We start from the raw sequence: 17,140 nt of genomic DNA, 5'->3' as shown, positions 1-17,140 counted from the left end.
ATTCAGCCTAGAGAGGCAGTTCACCCCGCCGGGACGTCGCGAGGACATCGGCGACGCGGTCCTTGGGGAGGGCATAGTCCTCATGGGCAGCTTCCGCAGAGATATAGCCCAGGGCAAGGTCACGCTCGACACTGCTCTGGTCGCGCTCGGTCGGCGCGCCATAGCCGGCGCCCCCCGGGAAGGCCATCATAACCTTGCGGCCATGCGGCACGAACTGCTTGCCCTTGCCCTTCATCGCCGTGCCGTCGTCGAGCGCGATCGTCGTCGGCGCGCCGCCGCCGCCGCCGCGCCGGCCGCGGGCGGGGTGATGGACACGGTCGAACATGGCCTGGATGTCGAACTCGTAGCCTTCCCAGGCGCCGACCTCCATATGCTGGCCGAGACCGCCGCGATGCCGGCCCTTGCCGCCGGAATCGGGCCGGAGCTCCTTGCGCCAGACGATCACCGGGCCGACCTGCTCGGTTGCCTCGACAGGCATCGTCATCACGCCCGAGGGGAAGGCGGTGGCGTTCATGCCGTCGAGCGCGGGCCGGGCGCCCGAGCCGCCGGAATTGAAGGTCAGCACCTCGGCACGCACGGCGTCCGTCGGCCAGGGGCCGTCACTGCGCGGACGGAGAGAGACCTGGAAATTGCAGAGGCTGCCTGCGCCCTCGGCCGGGACGAGGCCGGGCAGGAGCTTATCGAGCGCGTCGTAGATCGTGTCCGGCACCATGTGGCCGATGATGTGGCGCAGCGCGACCGGGGCCGGCCAGACCGCGTTGACGATGGTGTGCTCCGGCGCGGTGATGCGGAAAGGCTCCAGCGAGGCGGCGTTGTTCGGGATTTCCGGCGCGATCGCGCATTTCAGCGCATAGCAGGTATAGGCCTTCGTATAGACCAGCGGCACGTTGATGCCGTTCCTGTCGACGCCGGAGGTGCCGGCCCAGTCGCAGAGCACGCCGTCCGGTTCGATCGAGATCTTCACCTTGAGGTCGATCGGCCGGCTGTAGCCGTCGATCCGCATATGGCCTTCGGCCTGCCCACGCGGCAGGGCGGCGATCTTGTCGAGCGTTGCCTGGCGCGAATTGGTCAGGATGAATTCGGAGATGCCGGCGAGGTCGGCGAGTTTGAACTCGACCATCATGTCGACCAGCCGGCGATGGCCGATCTCGTTGCACGTCGCGAGCGCATAGACGTCGCCGACGAGCTGGTCGGGCTCGCGGACATTGCCGCGGATGATCGTGACAAGCGTCTCGTTGACCGTGCCGCGATCGACGAATTTCATGATCGGGATATGCAGGCCTTCCTCATAGACCGAGTTGGCGTCGGCACCGAAGCCGCGCCCGCCGATATCGACGATATGGGCGGTGCAGGCGAAGAAGCCGACATGGCGGCCGTTGTGGAAGGACGGGCTGACGACCGTGATATCGTGCAGGTGGCCGGTGCCCTCCCAGGGATTGTTGGTGATGTAGACGTCGCCCTCGGCGATGTTGTCGCGCCCGATCCGGCAGATGAAATGGGCGACGGCATCGGCCATGGCGTTGACGTGGCCGGGCGTGCCGGTCACCGCCTGCGCGAGCATCTCGCCCTTCTCGTTATATACGCCGGCCGAGAGGTCGCCGGCCTCGCGCACCGAGGTCGAGAAGGAGGTGCGGATCAGCGCCTGCGCCTGTTCCTCGACGACCGAGATCAGGCGGTTCCACATAACCTGATAGGCGACCCTGGAGATCTCAGACATGGGCGGGCTCCTTCCGCGCGGCGACGGCATCGGCGGGTGCGGCTTCTGAAAGGCGGATATCGATGCAGCCGTCGTTCAGCGTGACGGCGAAGCGGCTCGACGGCAGGACGATGGTGGTCTCGTCCTCGGTGACGATGCCGGGGCCGTCGATGCGGCTGCCGGCGGGTAGCGCGGTACGGCTATGGGCCTGGGCTTCGACGCGGCGGCCGAGGCCGGCATCGAAGACGGAGCGGCTGCCTTGAGGCGGCGCATCGCGCGTCTGCGATACCGGTGCCACCGGGACGACGGCCTCCTGCGGCGTATGCGCGTTCACCGACCAGACCGTGATCTCGGCGGCGAGGCCCTTCACCGTGCGGCCGAACAGGTTGGCGTATTCATGCTCGAAGCGCTTGAGGATGACGGCCGGATCGGCGGCGCGAGCCTCTTCCGGCGTCAGCGTGACCGGAATTTCCCAGCCCTGGCCGGCATAGCGCATATAGATCTTGTACTCGGCCTCGATCACGCCGGACCAGCCGCAGGAGCGCACCACCCGCGTCGCTTCCTCCTCCATCTCGCCGAAGAGCTTGGTGACGCGCGCCGTGTCGAACCGGGCGAGCCGCATGAAGAGGGTGCGGTTGGCCTCGAAGCTGAAGGGCGCCCTGAGGAAGCCGATGGCCGAGCCGACGCCGGCACCGGGCGGCACGAGGCAGCGGGCGATGCCAAGCTTCTCGCAGAGGCGGCCGGCATGGAGCGGGGCCGCACCGCCGAAGGCGATCATCGTGTATTCCGACAGGTCCTCGCCGTTCTCGACGGCGTGGACGCGGGCGGCATTGGCCATGTTCTCGTCGACGACCTCGGCCACGCCCCAGGCGCTTTCCTCGGCCGCCATGCCGAGCCTGCCGCCGATCTCGGCTTCCAGCCCCGCAGCCGACTGGTCGGCGAAGAGCGGGATCGTGCCGGCCGCGAAATTGTCGGGATCGATCTTACCGAGGATGACGTCGGCATCGGTCACGGCCGGGCGCGTGCCGCCCCGGCCATAGCAGGCCGGGCCGGGCTCGGAGCCGGCGCTTTCCGGCCCAACGCGGATCTGGTTCATCGAGTCGACATGGGCGAGGCTGCCGCCGCCGGCGCCGATCTCGACCATGTCGATCACGGGAATCGAGATCGGCATGCCGGAGCCCTTCTTGAAGCGATAGGTCCGGGCGACCTCGAAGACGCGGGCGGTCTTCGGCGTGTAGTTCTTGATCAGGCAGATCTTGGCGGTGGTGCCGCCCATGTCGAAGGAGAGCACCTTCTTCAGCCCGTGCCGCGCGGCGATGTCGGCGGCAAAGACCGCGCCGCCGGCCGGGCCGGATTCGACGAGGCGGACCGGGAATTCAGAAGCGCTCTCCAGCGAGATGATGCCGCCGCCCGAATGCATCAGGAAGATCGGGCAGGAAGCCCCTTCCGCCGCGAGCCGTCCTTTCAGCCGGACGAGATAGCTCTTCATCAGCGGCTTGATATAGGCGTTGGCGATCGTCGTGTTGAAGCGCTCATATTCCCGCATCTGCGGCGAGACTTCCGAGGAGAGCGAGACCATCGCGCCCGGCAGGCGCTCGGCCAGAACCTCCTGGATCAGTCGCTCATGCGCGTCGTTGACATAGGAATGCAGCAGGCCGACCGCGACGCTCTCGTAACCGGCCTCGCGCAGTTCATCGACCAGGGTTTCGACGGCGGCGCGATCCAGCGGGACCAGGACCTTGCCGCGGGCATCCATGCGTTCCTTGACGGTATAGCGCCGGTTGCGCGGCAGGAGAGGGGCGGGCAGCGTCAGGTTGAGATCGTATTGCTCGAAGCGGCTTTCGGTCCGCATCTCGATGACGTCGCGAAAGCCTTCGGTGGTGATGAGCGCGGTCTTGGCGCCGCGCCGCTCGATCAGCGCATTGGTCGCAAGCGTCGTGCCGTGGATGATCTGGCCGATCGCGGTGGCCGCGATGCCGGCCTTCTCGCAGACCCGGTGCATGCCCTCGATGATCGCATCCTCGGGGGCGGCGTAGGTGGTCAGGACCTTGGTCGAGAACCGCTGCCCGTCCTGCTCCAGCACGACGTCGGTGAAGGTTCCCCCGATATCGACGCCCAGGCGGGCCCCGAGAATGGACATGGCTTACGCGCCTCCGTTGTCTGAGAAGCGGAAGATGGAGCGGCCCACCGATGTCGTCGAATTATTATTTTCTATGTTATTAGATATGAAATCTTTATCGAGCGATCATTTCCGCGCCTCTTCGCAGATCGCCCTGGTGATGCCGCGCAGCCCTCTCGCCGGCGAGCTCTGCCGCCCGTTTCAGCAGGAAGCTGGCCGGCGTATGGGCATAGGAGGCCGTGAAGATCAGGGCGCTCGGCTTCCATTCATAGGGGAACTCCACAAGCTCGCCGGTGTCGAGGAGCTTGTCGACGAGCGTGCGCGACATCGGCGCGATGCCGAGGCCGTCGATGGTCATCTGCAGGCTGGCCGCGAGGCTGCTCGACGGCACGATCCGGACCGGCCTCTCCCAGTTGTCGCGGAAATGCGCCGAGAGCTCGACGAAATGGCGCGTGTTGCGCGCATGGGTCAGGATCGTATGCGAGGCCATCGTCGCCAGATCGGAGCCGGTGAGCCCGAGCCGCGGCGAGGCCACCCAGAGATAGGGCACGGAGCCGAGATCGACATTGGTGATGTTGAAGTTCGAGATCGGGCCGTTCAGCAGGCACAGGTCGAGCGATCGCGAAACCAGCTCCTCGCGCAGGTTGATCGTCAGGTCGACCCTGAGCTCGACATCGACATTCGGGAAGACCTCGCGCAGGTCGAGCAGATAGTCGCGCAGCCAGGTCTGGGCGATGAGCTCGGCGACGCCGAGCCGGAGGATGCCGATCTGCTGGTCGGAGCGGATCGATTGCTGGGAGAATTCCTCGGAAGCCTGCAGCACACGCTCGGCCTGGCCGAGCAATGAATGGCCGATCGGCGTTAGCGCAACCGAGCCGGAATCGCGGTGGAACAGTCTGACGCCCAGCACGGATTCGAGCTGCGAGATGCGCACCGAGATATTGGGCTGGGTCGTGTTCAGGCGCTCGGCCGTCGCCCGGAAACTGCCGAGCTTGGCGACCCAGACGAAACTTTCGAGCTGCTTCAGCGTCCAGTTCGGCATCGCTTGTTTCCGGCACGGCCGCGCGGGTGGAGAGCGGCGGCCTGTCATCGATAAAGAAAATGCATCGCGAAAACAGCAAAATTCAATTGGCTGCTATCGGCGGAACGCGGTGGACTGTCCCTTGGCCGTCGATCGGGCTTCGGCACGGCTCCGGCTCCTGAAACGCGCACGGTCTCCGCAGCGCGACAAGAACGAGGGGAACCATGAACCGCAGAGCTTTGATCGCCTCCGCCGCTTTTGCCCTGAGCCTCGGGCTCGCCGCGCCCGCCAGCGCCCAGACGAGCTGGACCATGGCTTCCGGCTATCCGGAAAGCAGCTTCTTCACCCAGAACATCCGGCAGATGATCAAGGAGATCGAGGAGAAGAGCGGCGGCAAGCTCAAGATCGACCTGCGCTCGAACGACAGCCTGATCAAGCTCGACGCGGTGAAGCGCGCCGTCCAGTCCGGCCAGATCCAGATCGGCGAGATCCGCCTCGGCGTCTACGGCAACGAAGGCGCGATGTACAATCTCGACAACATCCCCGGCGTCGCCACGACCTATGACCAGGCGACCAAGCTGACCGAGGCTCAGGCGCCGTTCTTCGATGCGCTGTTCAAGAAGAACGGCATGCGCGCCATCACCTATGTCGCCTGGCCGGGACAGGGCTTCTACACCAAGGCGCCGCTGACGGGCCTGGCTGATTTGAAGGGCCAGAAGCTTCGGATCTATTCGAAGCAGACCCAGATCATGGGTGAGAAGCTCGGCATGGAAGCGCTGATCCTGCCTTTCGCCGAGGTGCCCCAAGCCTTCTCGACCGGCATGATCCAGGCGCTCTGGACCAGCGCGCAGACCGGCACCGACGTCCAAGTCTGGGATTACGTCAAGAATTTCACCTATACCGGCACGATGCACAACAAGAACGCGATCCTCGTCAACGAGCGCGCCTTCCGCCAGCTCGACCCGGCGACGCAGAAGGTCGTGATCGAGGCCGGGGAGGCCGCGACGAAGCGCGGCTGGGAACTCTCCAGGAAGGCGGGCGAGGAGCGCGAAACCGTGCTCAAGAGCCATGGCGTGGCCATCGCGCAGTCGCCGAAGGACATCCTCGACGCCATCGAGGTTGCCGGCAAGGGCATGGTCGCCGACTGGCTGGCAAGCGCCACGCCCGAGGAGAAGGCCGTCTACGACACCTATCAGAAGAGCCTGAAGTAACCGGCCTCCGCCTGCCAATCCCACGTATATGGCCAGCGGAGTGACCGGTGATACGAGGCGTTCTCGACAGGTTCTATGAGGCGTGCGGCTATATCGCCGCCGCCTTCATGGTCGGCATCGGACTGGCCATCGTCGCCCAGATCGTCGGGCGCATGCGCGGCGTGACGGTCGATGCCACCGAGGCGGCAGGCCTGTGCCTGGCGGCATCGACCTTCTTCGGTCTCGCCCACACCTTCCGGCGCGGCGGTCATGTCCGGATCAATCTGCTCATCGACCGCCTGCCGGAGAGGTGGCGGCACCGAATCGAGATCATCAACTGCCTGCTCGGCACGGTGGTCGTGTCGTTCCTTGCCTGGCATGTCGGCGCGCTCGCGCTGCAATCGCGGGCGTTCAACGATGTCAGCCCCGGCCTGCTGGCCATGCCCTTCTGGATTCCCCAGACCGGCGTCACCATCGGCATCGCTGCCCTGGCGATCGCCTTCATCGATGAGCTCGTCTGGCTCCTGACCGGCCGCGAGCCGCGCTATGAGGCGCCCGACGAGATCGACCTCGACAGGCCGGTGGCATAGGCGGCGATGATGGATACCACCGTTCTCGCCTCGCTCATCCTCGCCGGCTCCCTGCTCCTGCTGCTCGCCGGCGGCGTCTGGGTGGCGCTCTCGCTGCTCACCGTCGGCATGGTGATGATGGGGCTCTTCACCACGGCGCCGATGGGTTCCCTCATCGCCTCGACGCTCTGGGATTCGAGCTGGGGCTGGGCGCTGACCTCGCTGCCGCTCTTCATCTGGATGGGCGAGATCCTGTTCCGCTCGAAGCTCTCGGCCGACATGTTCCAGGGGCTGGCGCCCTGGGTGTCGCGGCTGCCGGGCCGGCTGCTCCATGTCAACGTGCTGGGCTGCGGAATCATGGCGGCGGTCGCCGGCTCCTCGGCCGTGACCTGTGCCACGATTGGCCGGATCAGCGTGCCAGAGCTGGAGAAGCGCGGCTATCCGCTCAACCTGACGATCGGGACGCTCGCCGGCTCAGGCACGCTCGGGCTGCTGATCCCACCCTCGATCATCATGATCGTCTATGGCGTGACGGCGGAAGTCTCGATCGCGCGGCTGTTCATCGCCGGCATCCTGCCCGGCCTGCTGCTGATGACGCTGTTCATGGGCTATACGGCGATCTGGAGCCTGCTCAATCGGGACAGGATGCCGCCGGCCGAGCCGCCCGTGCCATTCCGGGAGAAGATCTACCGCTCGCGCCGCCTGATCCCGGTGGCGCTATTGATCGCCTCGGTGGTCGGCTCGATCTATGGCGGCATCGCCACCCCGACCGAGGCTGCGACCATCGGCGTGATCGGCGCTTTGATCCTGGCGGCGGTCGGCGGCGGGCTGACGCGCGCGAGCTTCGTGGACGGGCTGATGGCGGCGATGCGGACCTCCTGCATGATCTCCTTCATCATCGCCTGCGCCGCCTGCCTGACCATTGCCGTCGCCTTCGTCGACATTCCCCGCTCGCTGGCGAGCTGGGTCGATGCGATGCACCTCTCACCCTACGCGCTGCTGGCGGTGCTGGCCGTTTTCATATTGATCCTCGGCTGCTTCCTCGAGGGCATCTCGATCATCGTGCTGACATCGTCGGTCGTGTTGCCGATGGTGCAAGCGGCGGGCATCGATCTGCTCTGGTTCGGCATCTTCGTGGTGGTGCTGATCGAAGCTGCGCAAATCACGCCACCGGTCGGCTTCAACCTGTTCGTGCTGCAGAGCATCACCGGCAAGAACATCCTCGCGGTGACCAAGGCGGCGATCCCTTACTTCTTCGTGCTGATGCTGCTGCTGGTGCTGATGACGCTATTCCCGCAGATCGTGACAGCGCTGCCGAAGATGATGACCGGCTGAAGCATTTTCGAACGAAGTTCCGCCGACGAGTGGGGGCAGAAGGATGAACGTCAGATCTGCTCCAACCCTCGATAGCGCGCGAAAACGCTCTGCCGACCGGCCGAGAAAACGATGATCTCGTAGGTGTCGGATGGCTGGCCGGGCACCTCCATGCCGGGCGAGCCGACCGGCATGCCCGGAACGGCCAGGCCGGTTGCCCTGGGGCGCTCGGTCAACAATCGCTTGATCGCCGGGGCCGGCACATGGCCTTCCACGACATAGCCCCCGATTTCCGCCGTATGACAGGAGGCGAGGGCGTCGGGCACGCCGAGCCTTGTCTTGAGGGGCAACACCTCCGTAGTCTCGACCACCTCGACCGGGAAGCCTGCGTCTCTCACATGTGCGACCCAGTTGCCGCAGCAGCCGCAGCTGGGGTCCCGCGTAACGGTCATCTTCGGGAGGGTCTCGCCGGCGATTGCTGGACGCTGTCGTAAGACCCCCAGGGAAACCGATGCGATGCCGAGCATCCACGCGCGGCGGGAGAACGAGATATCATCCATCACAATGGTCCTTCTTGCTCCGTCGTCACCGCGACCACCGCTCCTCCGGCCGAGAGCGGCCGCACGTGACGGCCGGAATCGAGGTTCAACCGATCTGTTCCGGGCTCGGCGTATAGCCCGCAGCAGCGATGGCGGCTTTGATCGCGGCATAATCGGCGGTGCCAAGCACGCTCACGTTCTTCGAAGCAGGGTCGGCGGTCACCGTCGTACCCGGCAGGCGGGATTCGATGGCACTTTTGATACGGCCGGCGCAATGGCCGCATGTCATGTCCGCGACCTGAAACGTTACGGCACTGGCGGCTGGCGCAGCGGTTTCTGTCACGGGTTTCGCGTGGTGTTGGCAGGAGCACATCTGCATCGTCCTTTCGATGTGGCGATCCTCCGAGCCTGCGCCTTCCCATGATGGGAAGGTCAAGTGGTGTCGTCACGGGCGACCGCGATCGTCGCTTGAAGGGCTCGGGCTGCACCGGCCCTTGCCGCAGACGATGGTGATGACCTTGTGCGAAGTGCCGAGGCAATTCGCCCGGTAGGCGACGAAGCCGTGCCTTTCCAGCATCGTCTCGATTCGGGGGGCGGCGCAGCCGCTGTCGAGGAGGGCGCGCTGCAGATCGGCATCGGAGGCCAGCGCGGCGGAACCTGGCGTCACCATGACGGCCAGGATCGCCACTGCGCGCTGGAAACGGACGCGTCGAAGCCGGCCGCCTTCCTTCCGTCTCTTCACTTCGCCTTCTGAAGCCTGGTGACGGTGAGCTGGCCGTTGACCCGATCGGCGTCGAACTTGACCTTGGTCCCGGCTTTCAGACCCTTGAGCATGGTGGGGTCGCCGGCGCGGAACACCATTGTCATGCTGTCCATGTCGAGATTCTTGATCGGGCCGTGATTGATGGTGAGTTTGCCCTGGGCCTCGTCGATCTTGGTGACGGTGCCGTTGACCGACTGGGCGGCGGCCGGCAGCGCGGCGACGAGAAAGGCGAGGGTGGCGGCGGTCTTCAGCATGGCAGGCTCCTTTCGCTGAAATCGTTCACTTGACGATGATCTTGCCGGTCATGCCGGCTTCGCGGTGGCCGGGGATCAGGCAGGAGAAGTCGAACTCGCCCGCCTTGGTGAAGGCCCAGACGATCTCGCCGGTCTTCTTTGGTGCGAGCCGCCTGGCGTTCGGATCGTCATGCTCCATGTCGGGGTTCTTCTGCATCTCGACGGCGTGCTTGAGGTTCTCCGCCAGCGTCGCCAGCACGAGTTCGTGGTCGAGTTCGCCGTTGTTGCGGAGCTGGAAGCGGATCTGCTCGCCGCGGCGGATTTCGATCCGGTCCGGAATGAAGGACATCCTGCCGTCCCGTTCGGCCATCACGATCTGGACGATCCGGGCCGGCTTTTTCGGATCGCCGGCCTTGCCATAGGCGGTTTCGTCGCCATGGCCGTGTCCGGCGGAACCTGGGCCGGCGAAAGCCGCACTGCCTGAGAGGAGGACCGCGATTGCGGCGAGTTTGAAGGCTGCTGGGATCATGAGGCTCTCCTGAGCGGGAACAGCGTGTCAGTGGCTGGAATGCGGGTTCTTGGCGGCGGGGCGCGGCTTGCCGTCCGGCCCGAGGGTCGGCTTGCGCGGGTCCTTGGCGCGCCACTCCGCCGCCTTCACGCCGCTGTCGGGCGAGGTTGCACGCGGCGCCTCGCCGAGCTTTGCGCCCTTGAGTTCGTAGGCGACGGTTCCCTCGGGATGCTTGAACCAGCCGGGGTCCTTGTAGTCGTTCTTCGCCAGCCCCTCGCGAACCTTCACCACCGAGAACATGCCGCCCATCTCGACCGGGCCGAACTGGGCAAAGCCGGTCATCATCGGCAAGGTGTTGTCCGGGAGCGGCATCTCCATCGCGCCCATCTCGCCCATGCCGTTCGAGCCCATCGGCATGTAGCCCGGCGCGATCCTGGCGATGCGCTTGGCCAGGTCCTTCTTGCTGACGCCGATATAGTTCTTCACCGAATGCCCCATGGCATTCATGGTGTGGTGCGACTTGTGGCAGTGGATCGCCCAGTCGCCCGGCTCGTCGGCGACGAAATCGAAAGCGCGCATCTGGCCGACGGCGACGTCGACCGAGACCTCGTCCCAGGCAGCCGCCGGATCAACCCAGCCGCCATCGGTGCAGGAGACCTTGAACTCGTAGCCGTGCATGTGGACCGGGTGATTGGTCATGGTCAGATTGCCGAAGCGAATGCGGACCTTGTCGTTCAGGCCGACGACGAAGGGGTCGATGCCCGGGAATACGCGGCTGTTCCAGCACCACATGTTGAACTCGGTCATCTCGGCGACGCGCGGGACGTAGGAGCCGGGCTCGATGTCGAAGGCGTTGAGCAGGAAGACGAAATCGCGGTCGACGCGGCGGAAGGCGGGGTCCTTCGGATGGACGACGAAGAAACCCATCATGCCCATCGCCATCTGGACCATCTCGTCCGAATGCGGGTGGTACATAAAGGTGCCGGAGCGCCGCAGCAGGAATTCGTAGACGAAGGTCTTGCCCGAGGGGATATGCGGCTGCGTCAGCCCGCCGACGCCGTCCATGCCGTTTGGCAGACGCTGGCCGTGCCAGTGTACGGCCGTGCTCTCGGGCAGCTTGTTGGTGACATAGATGCGGACCTTGTCGCCCTCGACCGCCTCGATGGTCGGCCCCGGCGACTGGCCGTTATAGCCCCAGAGATACGCCTTCATGCCGGGCGCGAGTTCGCGCACCACCGGCTCTGCGACGAGATGGAACTCCTTCCAGTCGCCGTTCATCCGCCAGGGCAGGGACCAGCCGTTCAGCGTCGCGACCGGCTGGTAGTCCGGTCCCGTGGTCGGCACGAGCGGCGCCTGCGTCGTCGCTTCCGCCATGGTCGGAGCTTCCGGTACGGCGGCGAAGGCAGCGCGGCCCGAGACGGCGGCGGTGCCGGCCAGCACGAGCCCGGATGAGCCGATGAAGCCTCTGCGGGAAAGGGATGCCATGTCCGTCAGCTCCTTCAGTGGCCTGCACCGCCGGCCTCGCCGCCGCCAGCCGCAGCCGCGGTGGCCGAGCCGCCAGCCCCGCTGCCGCCGCCGATCAGCGCATGCTTGAAATCGGTATGGGCGATCCAGAAGTCGCGGCGGGCATTGATCGCGGCGACATTCGAGAGGATGCGGCTGCGGGCATCCGCGATCAGGTCGGTCACGTCGTTGAGCATGCCGCTGTACTGCAGCAGCGACTGCTCCTGGATGATCCTGCGCAAAGGCAGGACGTTGGTCTGGTACTGGCGCGTGATGTCGTAATGGGCACGGTAGGCGGTGTAGGCCTCGCGGGCTTCCGAGCGGATATTGACCGCCTTCTCGGCGAGCCTGTTGGCGGCCTGCATATAGGTCTGCTCGGCGAGTGCGACCTTCGATTGGCCGAAATCATAGATCGGGATCTCGATCTCGAGCTCCAGCGTCCGGCTGCGGCTGGATTCGCGCTCGACATGGCCGTGGTCGTTGATGCTGCGGCTGCGGTCATAGGTGCGCCGCCCGAGCAGGTCGCTATCGTTGACGAAGCGCGTCGCCTGGGTGAGCCCGAGCGACTTGGCGAGCGTGTCGAGTTCGGCCCGCGCGATCCGGAGATCGACGCGCTTGCGCAGGGCCTCGGCCTCGATCGCCTTGACCGATTGCAGGCGCGGCAAGGGTGGCGGGCTCCCGACCCTGAACTTCAGGTCGTCGCCCCAGAGGCCAAGCAGACGGACGAGGCGCTCGCGCTCCTGGCGCTGCTGCTGGCGGGCCTGGGCGAGTTGCACGGTGAGTTCGGCCTCGAAGGCGAATTCGCGGGCCTGGTCGATCTTGTTGACGCCACCAGTTTCCCCAAGCCGCTTGAACAGCTCGGACGCGGCATCGGCGGAGCTTTTCGCCTCCTGGTAGAAGGCGACCTGCGCGTTGGCCGCGGCCGCGCGGTAGTACTGGCGGCGGGTGTCGGCCGCGAGCTTCAGAACGGCCTCGGCCGTCCGCATCTGCGCGGTCCGGAAGCGGTCGCGGGCGATCTCGGCCCGCGCCGGCAAGGTCGCCAGCGCCAGCAGGCTGCCTACGATCTGGCGCTCGATCTCGACCTCGAAACGGCCAGAGAGCTTGGAGATGCCAAAGCGCGGATTGGGCGGCAGGCTGGCGGCGACCATCTGCACCTCGGCCATGCCGAGCTCGTTGAAGGCCGCTTGCAGGCCGCGATTGTTGAGCAGCGCGACCTGTACGGCGGTGTCAGCGGTCAGCGGCGTGCGTAGCAACCGGTCGACGCGCGCCTTGGCGGTGAGCGCGGCCTGATCGTCGCCGACCTTCGCCACGTCCTTGCCGATATCGGCATAGGTCGCACTCCGGATCGCGCTCATGCCGCCATCGGCCGAAAAGCCGGCACAGCCGCCGAGCAGCGCGACGGCACCGGCGAGTAAGGTCCAGCGCAGCAGGCGGAGGGTTTTCTGAACGGGGAATGACGTCAAGGAGAGCCCATGGAGAATGGTGCGCGGCGGCGCGGCGGAATGGTTCGGCAACGTCATGATTTCGGCCCGACCCGGCGGTTGAGCTCGCGCCAGTCCTTGGGCTCGACCGGGCGATAGGTGGCGGCGCCTGCCGTCACGCTGCCATAGGTGACAGCGGGAACGCGGGCACTCGGATCGGCCGGCCGGGCCAGATGGTCCGGAAGAGCGGCGACCGAGCAGGCACCGAGCGCCAGGCCGATCGCCCCCAGGAACGGCAGCTTCACCAAGCTCACGACTCACGGCTCCCCTGTTGCGGTGGAGCAGGGGTAGCAACGCCGATCCCCAGGCGTCCGTTACAAATTGTTTCAAAGCGACGCGGGCAGTCGGGCCGCGCACACGTTATTGTCCGTCCGTACGGAGGAGGAGAGCCGGCGCTTGCGCGGCATGGTGATGTCAGGAAACGCGGAACACGAAACGGGTCAGGCGTCTGCCGCGCCGAACGCCGACGATCACGGTCATATCCTGGTGGTGGATGACGATCCCCAGATCAGGCTGCTGGTCGCGCGCTTTCTGCAGCGGCACGGCTACCAGGTGACCGGTGCGCCGGATGGCCGTGCCATGATGGAAGCGTTGGCGCATAGCGCCATCGACCTGATCGTCCTCGACCTGATGCTGCCGGGGCGCTCGGGCGTCGAGCTGTGTCGCGACGTGCGTTCCACCTCGCAGGTCCCGATCGTGATGCTGACCGCCCGCGGCGAGGAGAGCGACCGCATCGCGGGCCTCGAAGGCGGGGCGGACGACTATGTCACCAAGCCGTTCAGCCCGCGCGAATTGCTGGCGCGCATCCGGGCCGTGCTGCGCCGCTTGCGGGCGCCGCGAAACTCCGTGCTGACGCAGCCGAGCGGAATCCTGAGCTTCGACGGCTGGATCCTGGACTTGCGGCGCCGGGAGCTGCAATCACCGGCCGGGACCTTGATCGATCTCTCGACCGGGGAGTTCGATCTGCTCGTCGCCTTCGTCGAGCATGCCAACCGGGTGTTGTCGCGTGAGGCGCTGATGCAGTTCGCCAAGGCACGGATGAGCGACGATCCGTTCGACCGGACGATCGATGTCCAGATCAGCCGCCTGCGCCGCAAGCTGGAGGCCGATACCAATGGCAGCCAGTTGATCAAGACGGTGAGGGGCGCGGGCTACCTGTTCGCCTCGACGATCGGGCACCATAAAGGACAGAGCGCTTGAGGCTGCCCGGACGTCTCTGGCCCGATACCGTGGCGAGCCGCGCGATCCTGATCCTGTTCGCGGCGCTGCTTGCCTTCCACCTGCTCGGTTACTGGGCCTTTCGCGTCGGAGTCGAAAGCTTCGCCTCGGCCGGGCGCGACGGCAGCCTCGCCGAGCGCATCGTCTCGATCAAGCGCGCGATCGCCAGTATTCCCGACGGGGCGGAGCGCGACCGCGTCGCGCATGACCTGTCGAGCGCGAGCCTCGAAGTCCACTGGAGCAAGGTCAGCCTCGTCCTCGGCAACGTGCCGGCGACCGAGAGGACGCGCCGGATGGAAGCGCGACTGAAACAGTTCGCGCCCGATCTTGCGGCCGAGTCCTTCCGCGTCGGACTGGCCGATGACGGCGGGGCCGCGACCGAGCGGCACCTGATGCTGGTGTCGATCCGGCTCGACGATGGAAGCTGGGTCAATTTCTCGTCCTCGGCGCTGGGCGCCGCGCAGCATCTCGACTGGAGCCTGACCGCGATCATGATCTGCTTCGCCGTCGGGATCGTCGTCGTCGCATTGCTGCTGCTGCGCTGGGCGACCCGGCCGCTGCGCGACCTCGCGCTGGCGGCGGAGCGCTTTAGCCTCGATCAGGTGCCGCACCCCCTGCCGGAGGCCGGCCCGGCCGAGGTCCGCCGTGCCGCGCGCGCCTTCAATACCATGCGCGAGCGCATCCAGCGCCTCGTTGCCGAGCGCATGCAGGCGATGGCTGCGGTATCGCATGACCTGCGCACGCCGATCACTCGATTGCGATTGCGCTCCGAGCTCCTCGACGACGAAGCGGCCCGGCGCCTGATCGATGCCGATCTTGGCGAGATGGAGGAGATGATCGACTCGACGCTGGAATACCTGCGCGGCGGCCTGTCCAGCGAGGCGACACGACGGATCGACCTCGCCTCGATCATCGAGACCATCGTCGACGAGCATCTCGACCTTGGGCACGACGTCAGCCTGTCCGGACTGAACGCGGCTCCGATCCTGGGCCGCGTCCTGCCGCTGAAGCGGGCCTTCACGAACATCATCGGCAACGCGGTCAAATACGGCGTTTCGGCGCGCGTCAGCATTGCCGAAGCCGATGGTCGATTTGTCGTCACGGTGGAGGATGACGGACCGGGAATCCCGCTGGCCGATATCGAGCGCGTCTTCCATCCCTTCGTGCGGCTGGAGGCATCGCGCGGCCGCGAGACCGGCGGTTCGGGCCTGGGCCTGACGATCGCCCAGGCGATAGCCCGAACGCATGAAGGGTCTGTCGCGTTGGAGAACCGGGCCGGAGGAGGCCTCCGCGTCACAGTCTCGCTGCCGAGGCTCGGTCATCCCCCCGCGCCGACCTCCCGATGAGGACTGCGTGAGCCAGGCAGCGAAAGCGGCTTGCAAGACCGATGCAGCTCCTTCATTCCGCCATGGCAGGGCCGGCGCTTTTGCGTGTTGGACTGCGCGCCCGCCTGTGATTACCTCGGCGGCAACCGGGGAGGGAACGGATGCCGCGCCGCATCGCATTTGGCGGATTTCTGCACGAAACCAACACGTTCGCGCCCAGCAAGGCCGGGATGGAGGCCTTCCTGCAAGGCGGCGGCTGGCCGCCTTTGGCGCGCGGCGAGGCGATCTTCGCGGCCGTGAAGGATGTCAATGTCAGTGCTGCCGGCTTCGTCGACGCCGCGCGCAGGCAGGATTGGGAGCTCCTGCCGACGCTCTGGTGCGCGGCGAGCCCCTCCGCTCATGTCACCGCCGAGGCCTTCGAGGCGATCGCGAGCGAGCTGGTGGAGCGCATCGCCGCCGCGCTGCCGCTGGACGGCGTCTATCTCGACCTGCACGGTGCCATGGTCGCCGAGCATCACGATGACGGCGAGGGCGAACTGCTACGGCGGGTGCGCGCCGCGATCGGGCCGGAGGTTCCACTCGTCGTCAGCCTCGACCTGCATGGCAACGTCACGCCGTTGATGATGGCGATGGCCGATGCGCTCGTGGCCTACCGCACCTATCCGCATGTCGACATGGCCCTGACCGGCAGCCGCTCGGCCGCGGTGCTGACGCAATTGATCGAGACGGGCGCACGCCCGGCCAAGGCCTTCCGTCAGGTGCCCTATCTCATTCCCATCGCCTGGCAGGCGACCGGGATGGAGCCCTGCCGCACCATCTATGCGGAACTCGCCGCACTGGAAGGCCCGGCCGTGCCGACGCTCTCCTTCCTGCCCGGCTTTCCCGCTGCGGATTTTCCCGATTGCGGCGCGACCGTGCTCGCCTATGGCGTGACGCAGGACGATGCCGACCGCGCCGCCGATACCGTCCTCGCCCGGGTGATGGCCAGCGAGGCCGCCTTCAAGGGCCGGGTCTTCTCGCCCGAGGACGGTGTCGCGGAGGCGATGCGTCTGGCTGAAACCGCGTCGAAGCCCGTCGTCATCTCCGACACGCAGGACAATCCTGGTGCAGGGGGCGATTCCGACACGATGGGCATGGCCCATGCCCTCGTGCAGGGCGGCGCCAGACGTGCCGCGATCGGCGTCATTGTCGATGCAGCGGCGGCCGCGGCCGCCCATGCCGCCGGCGAAGGCAAGACGATCTCGCTGTCGCTCGGCGCAAATTCCGGCATCCCCGGCGACAAGCCGCTCACCGGCGAATTCCTGGTCGAGAAACTGTCGGACGGCCGCTTCGTCGCGCCGGGCCCGTTCTACGGGGGCTCGCGCATGAATCTCGGGCCGAGCGCCTGCCTGCGCATCGGTGATGTCCGGATCGTCGTCGGCTCGCGCAAGGCGCAGATGGCCGATCAGGCGATGTACCGGCAGGTCGGCATCGAGCCGACCGAGCAGTCTATTCTCGTCAACAAGAGCTCGGTGCATTTCCGCGCCGATTTCGAGCCGATCGCGGAGACGATTCTCGTCTGCGCCGCGCCGGGGCCGATGCCGGTCGATCCCGCTGCTCTGCCCTGGCGCCGGTTGCGTCCGGGCCTGCGCACTTCGCCTCTCGGCCAGCCCTTCGCCTGA

17 protein-coding genes are annotated in these 17,140 nt (G+C 66.4%); 6 read left to right on the top strand and 11 right to left on the bottom strand.

The genetic code is table 11. From position 1 onward, the window contains the following. Positions 1–7 precede the first annotated feature (7 nt). The 3 genes from OCUBac02_RS03690 to OCUBac02_RS03680 all read right to left on the bottom strand — a co-directional run bounded on the left by OCUBac02_RS03690 (position 8) and on the right by OCUBac02_RS03680 (position 4,857). On the bottom strand, positions 8–1,717 hold the full coding sequence (locus OCUBac02_RS03690; protein WP_173043507.1) for a hydantoinase B/oxoprolinase family protein: 1,710 nt from the start codon (positions 1,715–1,717) through the stop codon (positions 8–10). Continuing rightward, positions 1,710–3,836: a hydantoinase/oxoprolinase family protein gene (locus tag OCUBac02_RS03685; RefSeq protein ID WP_173043506.1), complete on the bottom strand. Its 2,127-nt coding sequence runs from the start codon at positions 3,834–3,836 to the stop codon at positions 1,710–1,712. Before OCUBac02_RS03685 ends, OCUBac02_RS03690 begins: the two co-directional genes overlap by 8 nt. 94 nt (positions 3,837–3,930) lie before the next feature. Then, entirely contained in the window at positions 3,931–4,857 is a 927-nt protein-coding gene (locus OCUBac02_RS03680) for a LysR family transcriptional regulator (RefSeq protein WP_173043505.1), read from the bottom strand. Between the two features lie 203 nt (positions 4,858–5,060). Here OCUBac02_RS03680 and OCUBac02_RS03675 point away from each other — a divergent pair, with 203 nt between their 5' ends. Genes OCUBac02_RS03675 through OCUBac02_RS03665 form a run of 3 tightly spaced genes read left to right on the top strand, consistent with a single transcriptional unit; the run spans position 5,061 to position 7,930 of the window. After that, positions 5,061–6,047, top strand: a complete 987-nt coding sequence (locus OCUBac02_RS03675) for a TRAP transporter substrate-binding protein (protein ID WP_173043504.1) — start codon at positions 5,061–5,063, stop codon at positions 6,045–6,047. Positions 6,048–6,094: 47 nt separating this feature from the next. Beyond that, on the top strand, positions 6,095–6,616 hold the full coding sequence (locus OCUBac02_RS03670; protein WP_052231990.1) for a TRAP transporter small permease: 522 nt from the start codon (positions 6,095–6,097) through the stop codon (positions 6,614–6,616). 9 nt (positions 6,617–6,625) lie between these two features. Next, positions 6,626–7,930 carry a TRAP transporter large permease gene (locus OCUBac02_RS03665; protein WP_173043503.1) on the top strand — a complete coding sequence of 435 codons (1,305 nt, stop codon included), beginning with the start codon at positions 6,626–6,628 and terminating at the stop codon, positions 7,928–7,930. A 50-nt stretch (positions 7,931–7,980) separates the two neighbouring features. Here the strand turns inward: OCUBac02_RS03665 and OCUBac02_RS03660 are convergent, their stop codons facing one another. The 8 genes from OCUBac02_RS03660 to OCUBac02_RS03625 form a co-directional block, all read right to left on the bottom strand. Next, positions 7,981–8,469, bottom strand: a complete 489-nt coding sequence (locus tag OCUBac02_RS03660; protein ID WP_173043502.1) for a DUF411 domain-containing protein — start codon at positions 8,467–8,469, stop codon at positions 7,981–7,983. A gap of 85 nt (positions 8,470–8,554) precedes the next feature. Further along, positions 8,555–8,791: a heavy-metal-associated domain-containing protein gene (locus OCUBac02_RS03655; RefSeq protein ID WP_244639085.1), complete on the bottom strand. Its 237-nt coding sequence runs from the start codon at positions 8,789–8,791 to the stop codon at positions 8,555–8,557. Between the two features lie 102 nt (positions 8,792–8,893). Then, positions 8,894–9,136 carry a hypothetical protein gene (locus OCUBac02_RS03650; protein ID WP_173043501.1) on the bottom strand — a complete coding sequence of 81 codons (243 nt, stop codon included), beginning with the start codon at positions 9,134–9,136 and terminating at the stop codon, positions 8,894–8,896. Positions 9,137–9,186: 50 nt separating this feature from the next. Continuing rightward, on the bottom strand, positions 9,187–9,465 hold the full coding sequence (locus tag OCUBac02_RS03645; protein ID WP_173043500.1) for a copper-binding protein: 279 nt from the start codon (positions 9,463–9,465) through the stop codon (positions 9,187–9,189). A 25-nt stretch (positions 9,466–9,490) separates the two neighbouring features. Next, positions 9,491–9,973 carry a cupredoxin domain-containing protein gene (locus OCUBac02_RS03640; protein ID WP_173043499.1) on the bottom strand — a complete coding sequence of 161 codons (483 nt, stop codon included), beginning with the start codon at positions 9,971–9,973 and terminating at the stop codon, positions 9,491–9,493. A 27-nt stretch (positions 9,974–10,000) separates the two neighbouring features. Continuing rightward, positions 10,001–11,437: a multicopper oxidase family protein gene (locus OCUBac02_RS03635; RefSeq protein ID WP_173043498.1), complete on the bottom strand. Its 1,437-nt coding sequence runs from the start codon at positions 11,435–11,437 to the stop codon at positions 10,001–10,003. Positions 11,438–11,451: 14 nt separating this feature from the next. After that, positions 11,452–12,975 carry a TolC family protein gene (locus OCUBac02_RS03630; RefSeq protein ID WP_173043497.1) on the bottom strand — a complete coding sequence of 508 codons (1,524 nt, stop codon included), beginning with the start codon at positions 12,973–12,975 and terminating at the stop codon, positions 11,452–11,454. Beyond that, positions 12,972–13,190 (bottom strand): hypothetical protein, encoded by a 219-nt coding sequence (locus tag OCUBac02_RS03625; RefSeq protein ID WP_156134448.1) that lies wholly within the window; start codon positions 13,188–13,190, stop codon positions 12,972–12,974. Before OCUBac02_RS03625 ends, OCUBac02_RS03630 begins: the two co-directional genes overlap by 4 nt. 109 nt (positions 13,191–13,299) lie before the next feature. On the opposite strand from OCUBac02_RS03625, the gene OCUBac02_RS03620 reads away from it, so the two are divergent. The 3 genes from OCUBac02_RS03620 to OCUBac02_RS03610 all read left to right on the top strand — a co-directional run bounded on the left by OCUBac02_RS03620 (position 13,300) and on the right by OCUBac02_RS03610 (position 17,140). After that, the gene (locus OCUBac02_RS03620) at positions 13,300–14,136 is read left to right on the top strand and encodes a response regulator (RefSeq protein WP_244639084.1); all 837 of its coding nucleotides are present in this window, start codon (positions 13,300–13,302) and stop codon (positions 14,134–14,136) included. After that, positions 14,133–15,500, top strand: coding sequence for an ATP-binding protein (locus tag OCUBac02_RS03615; RefSeq protein WP_173043496.1), 1,368 nt, complete (start codon positions 14,133–14,135; stop codon positions 15,498–15,500). Before OCUBac02_RS03620 ends, OCUBac02_RS03615 begins: the two co-directional genes overlap by 4 nt. A 140-nt stretch (positions 15,501–15,640) precedes the next feature. Beyond that, positions 15,641–17,140: a M81 family metallopeptidase gene (locus OCUBac02_RS03610; protein ID WP_173043495.1), complete on the top strand. Its 1,500-nt coding sequence runs from the start codon at positions 15,641–15,643 to the stop codon at positions 17,138–17,140.

Origin of the sequence: Bosea sp. ANAM02 (genome assembly GCF_011764485.1) — a bacterium.
Lineage (GTDB): Bacteria > Pseudomonadota > Alphaproteobacteria > Rhizobiales > Beijerinckiaceae > Allobosea.
Note: the sequence above shows the minus strand (reverse complement) of the source record. Positions and strands in the feature narration are given on the sequence as shown.

Excerpts from the sequence above, each read along its gene's own strand:
- OCUBac02_RS03690 (WP_173043507.1), bottom strand. The coding sequence starts at position 1,717 with ATGTCTGAGATCTCCAGGGTCGCCTATCAGGTTATGTGGAACCGCCTG.
- OCUBac02_RS03685 (WP_173043506.1), bottom strand. The coding sequence starts at position 3,836 with ATGTCCATTCTCGGGGCCCGCCTGGGCGTCGATATCGGGGGAACCTTC.
- OCUBac02_RS03680 (WP_173043505.1), bottom strand. The coding sequence starts at position 4,857 with ATGCCGAACTGGACGCTGAAGCAGCTCGAAAGTTTCGTCTGGGTCGCC.
- OCUBac02_RS03675 (WP_173043504.1), top strand. The coding sequence starts at position 5,061 with ATGAACCGCAGAGCTTTGATCGCCTCCGCCGCTTTTGCCCTGAGCCTC.
- OCUBac02_RS03665 (WP_173043503.1), top strand. The coding sequence starts at position 6,626 with ATGGATACCACCGTTCTCGCCTCGCTCATCCTCGCCGGCTCCCTGCTC.
- OCUBac02_RS03660 (WP_173043502.1), bottom strand. The coding sequence starts at position 8,469 with ATGGATGATATCTCGTTCTCCCGCCGCGCGTGGATGCTCGGCATCGCA.
- OCUBac02_RS03645 (WP_173043500.1), bottom strand. The coding sequence starts at position 9,465 with ATGCTGAAGACCGCCGCCACCCTCGCCTTTCTCGTCGCCGCGCTGCCG.
- OCUBac02_RS03640 (WP_173043499.1), bottom strand. The coding sequence starts at position 9,973 with ATGATCCCAGCAGCCTTCAAACTCGCCGCAATCGCGGTCCTCCTCTCA.
- OCUBac02_RS03635 (WP_173043498.1), bottom strand. The coding sequence starts at position 11,437 with ATGGCATCCCTTTCCCGCAGAGGCTTCATCGGCTCATCCGGGCTCGTG.
- OCUBac02_RS03630 (WP_173043497.1), bottom strand. The coding sequence starts at position 12,975 with ATGACGTTGCCGAACCATTCCGCCGCGCCGCCGCGCACCATTCTCCAT.
- OCUBac02_RS03610 (WP_173043495.1), top strand. The coding sequence starts at position 15,641 with ATGCCGCGCCGCATCGCATTTGGCGGATTTCTGCACGAAACCAACACG.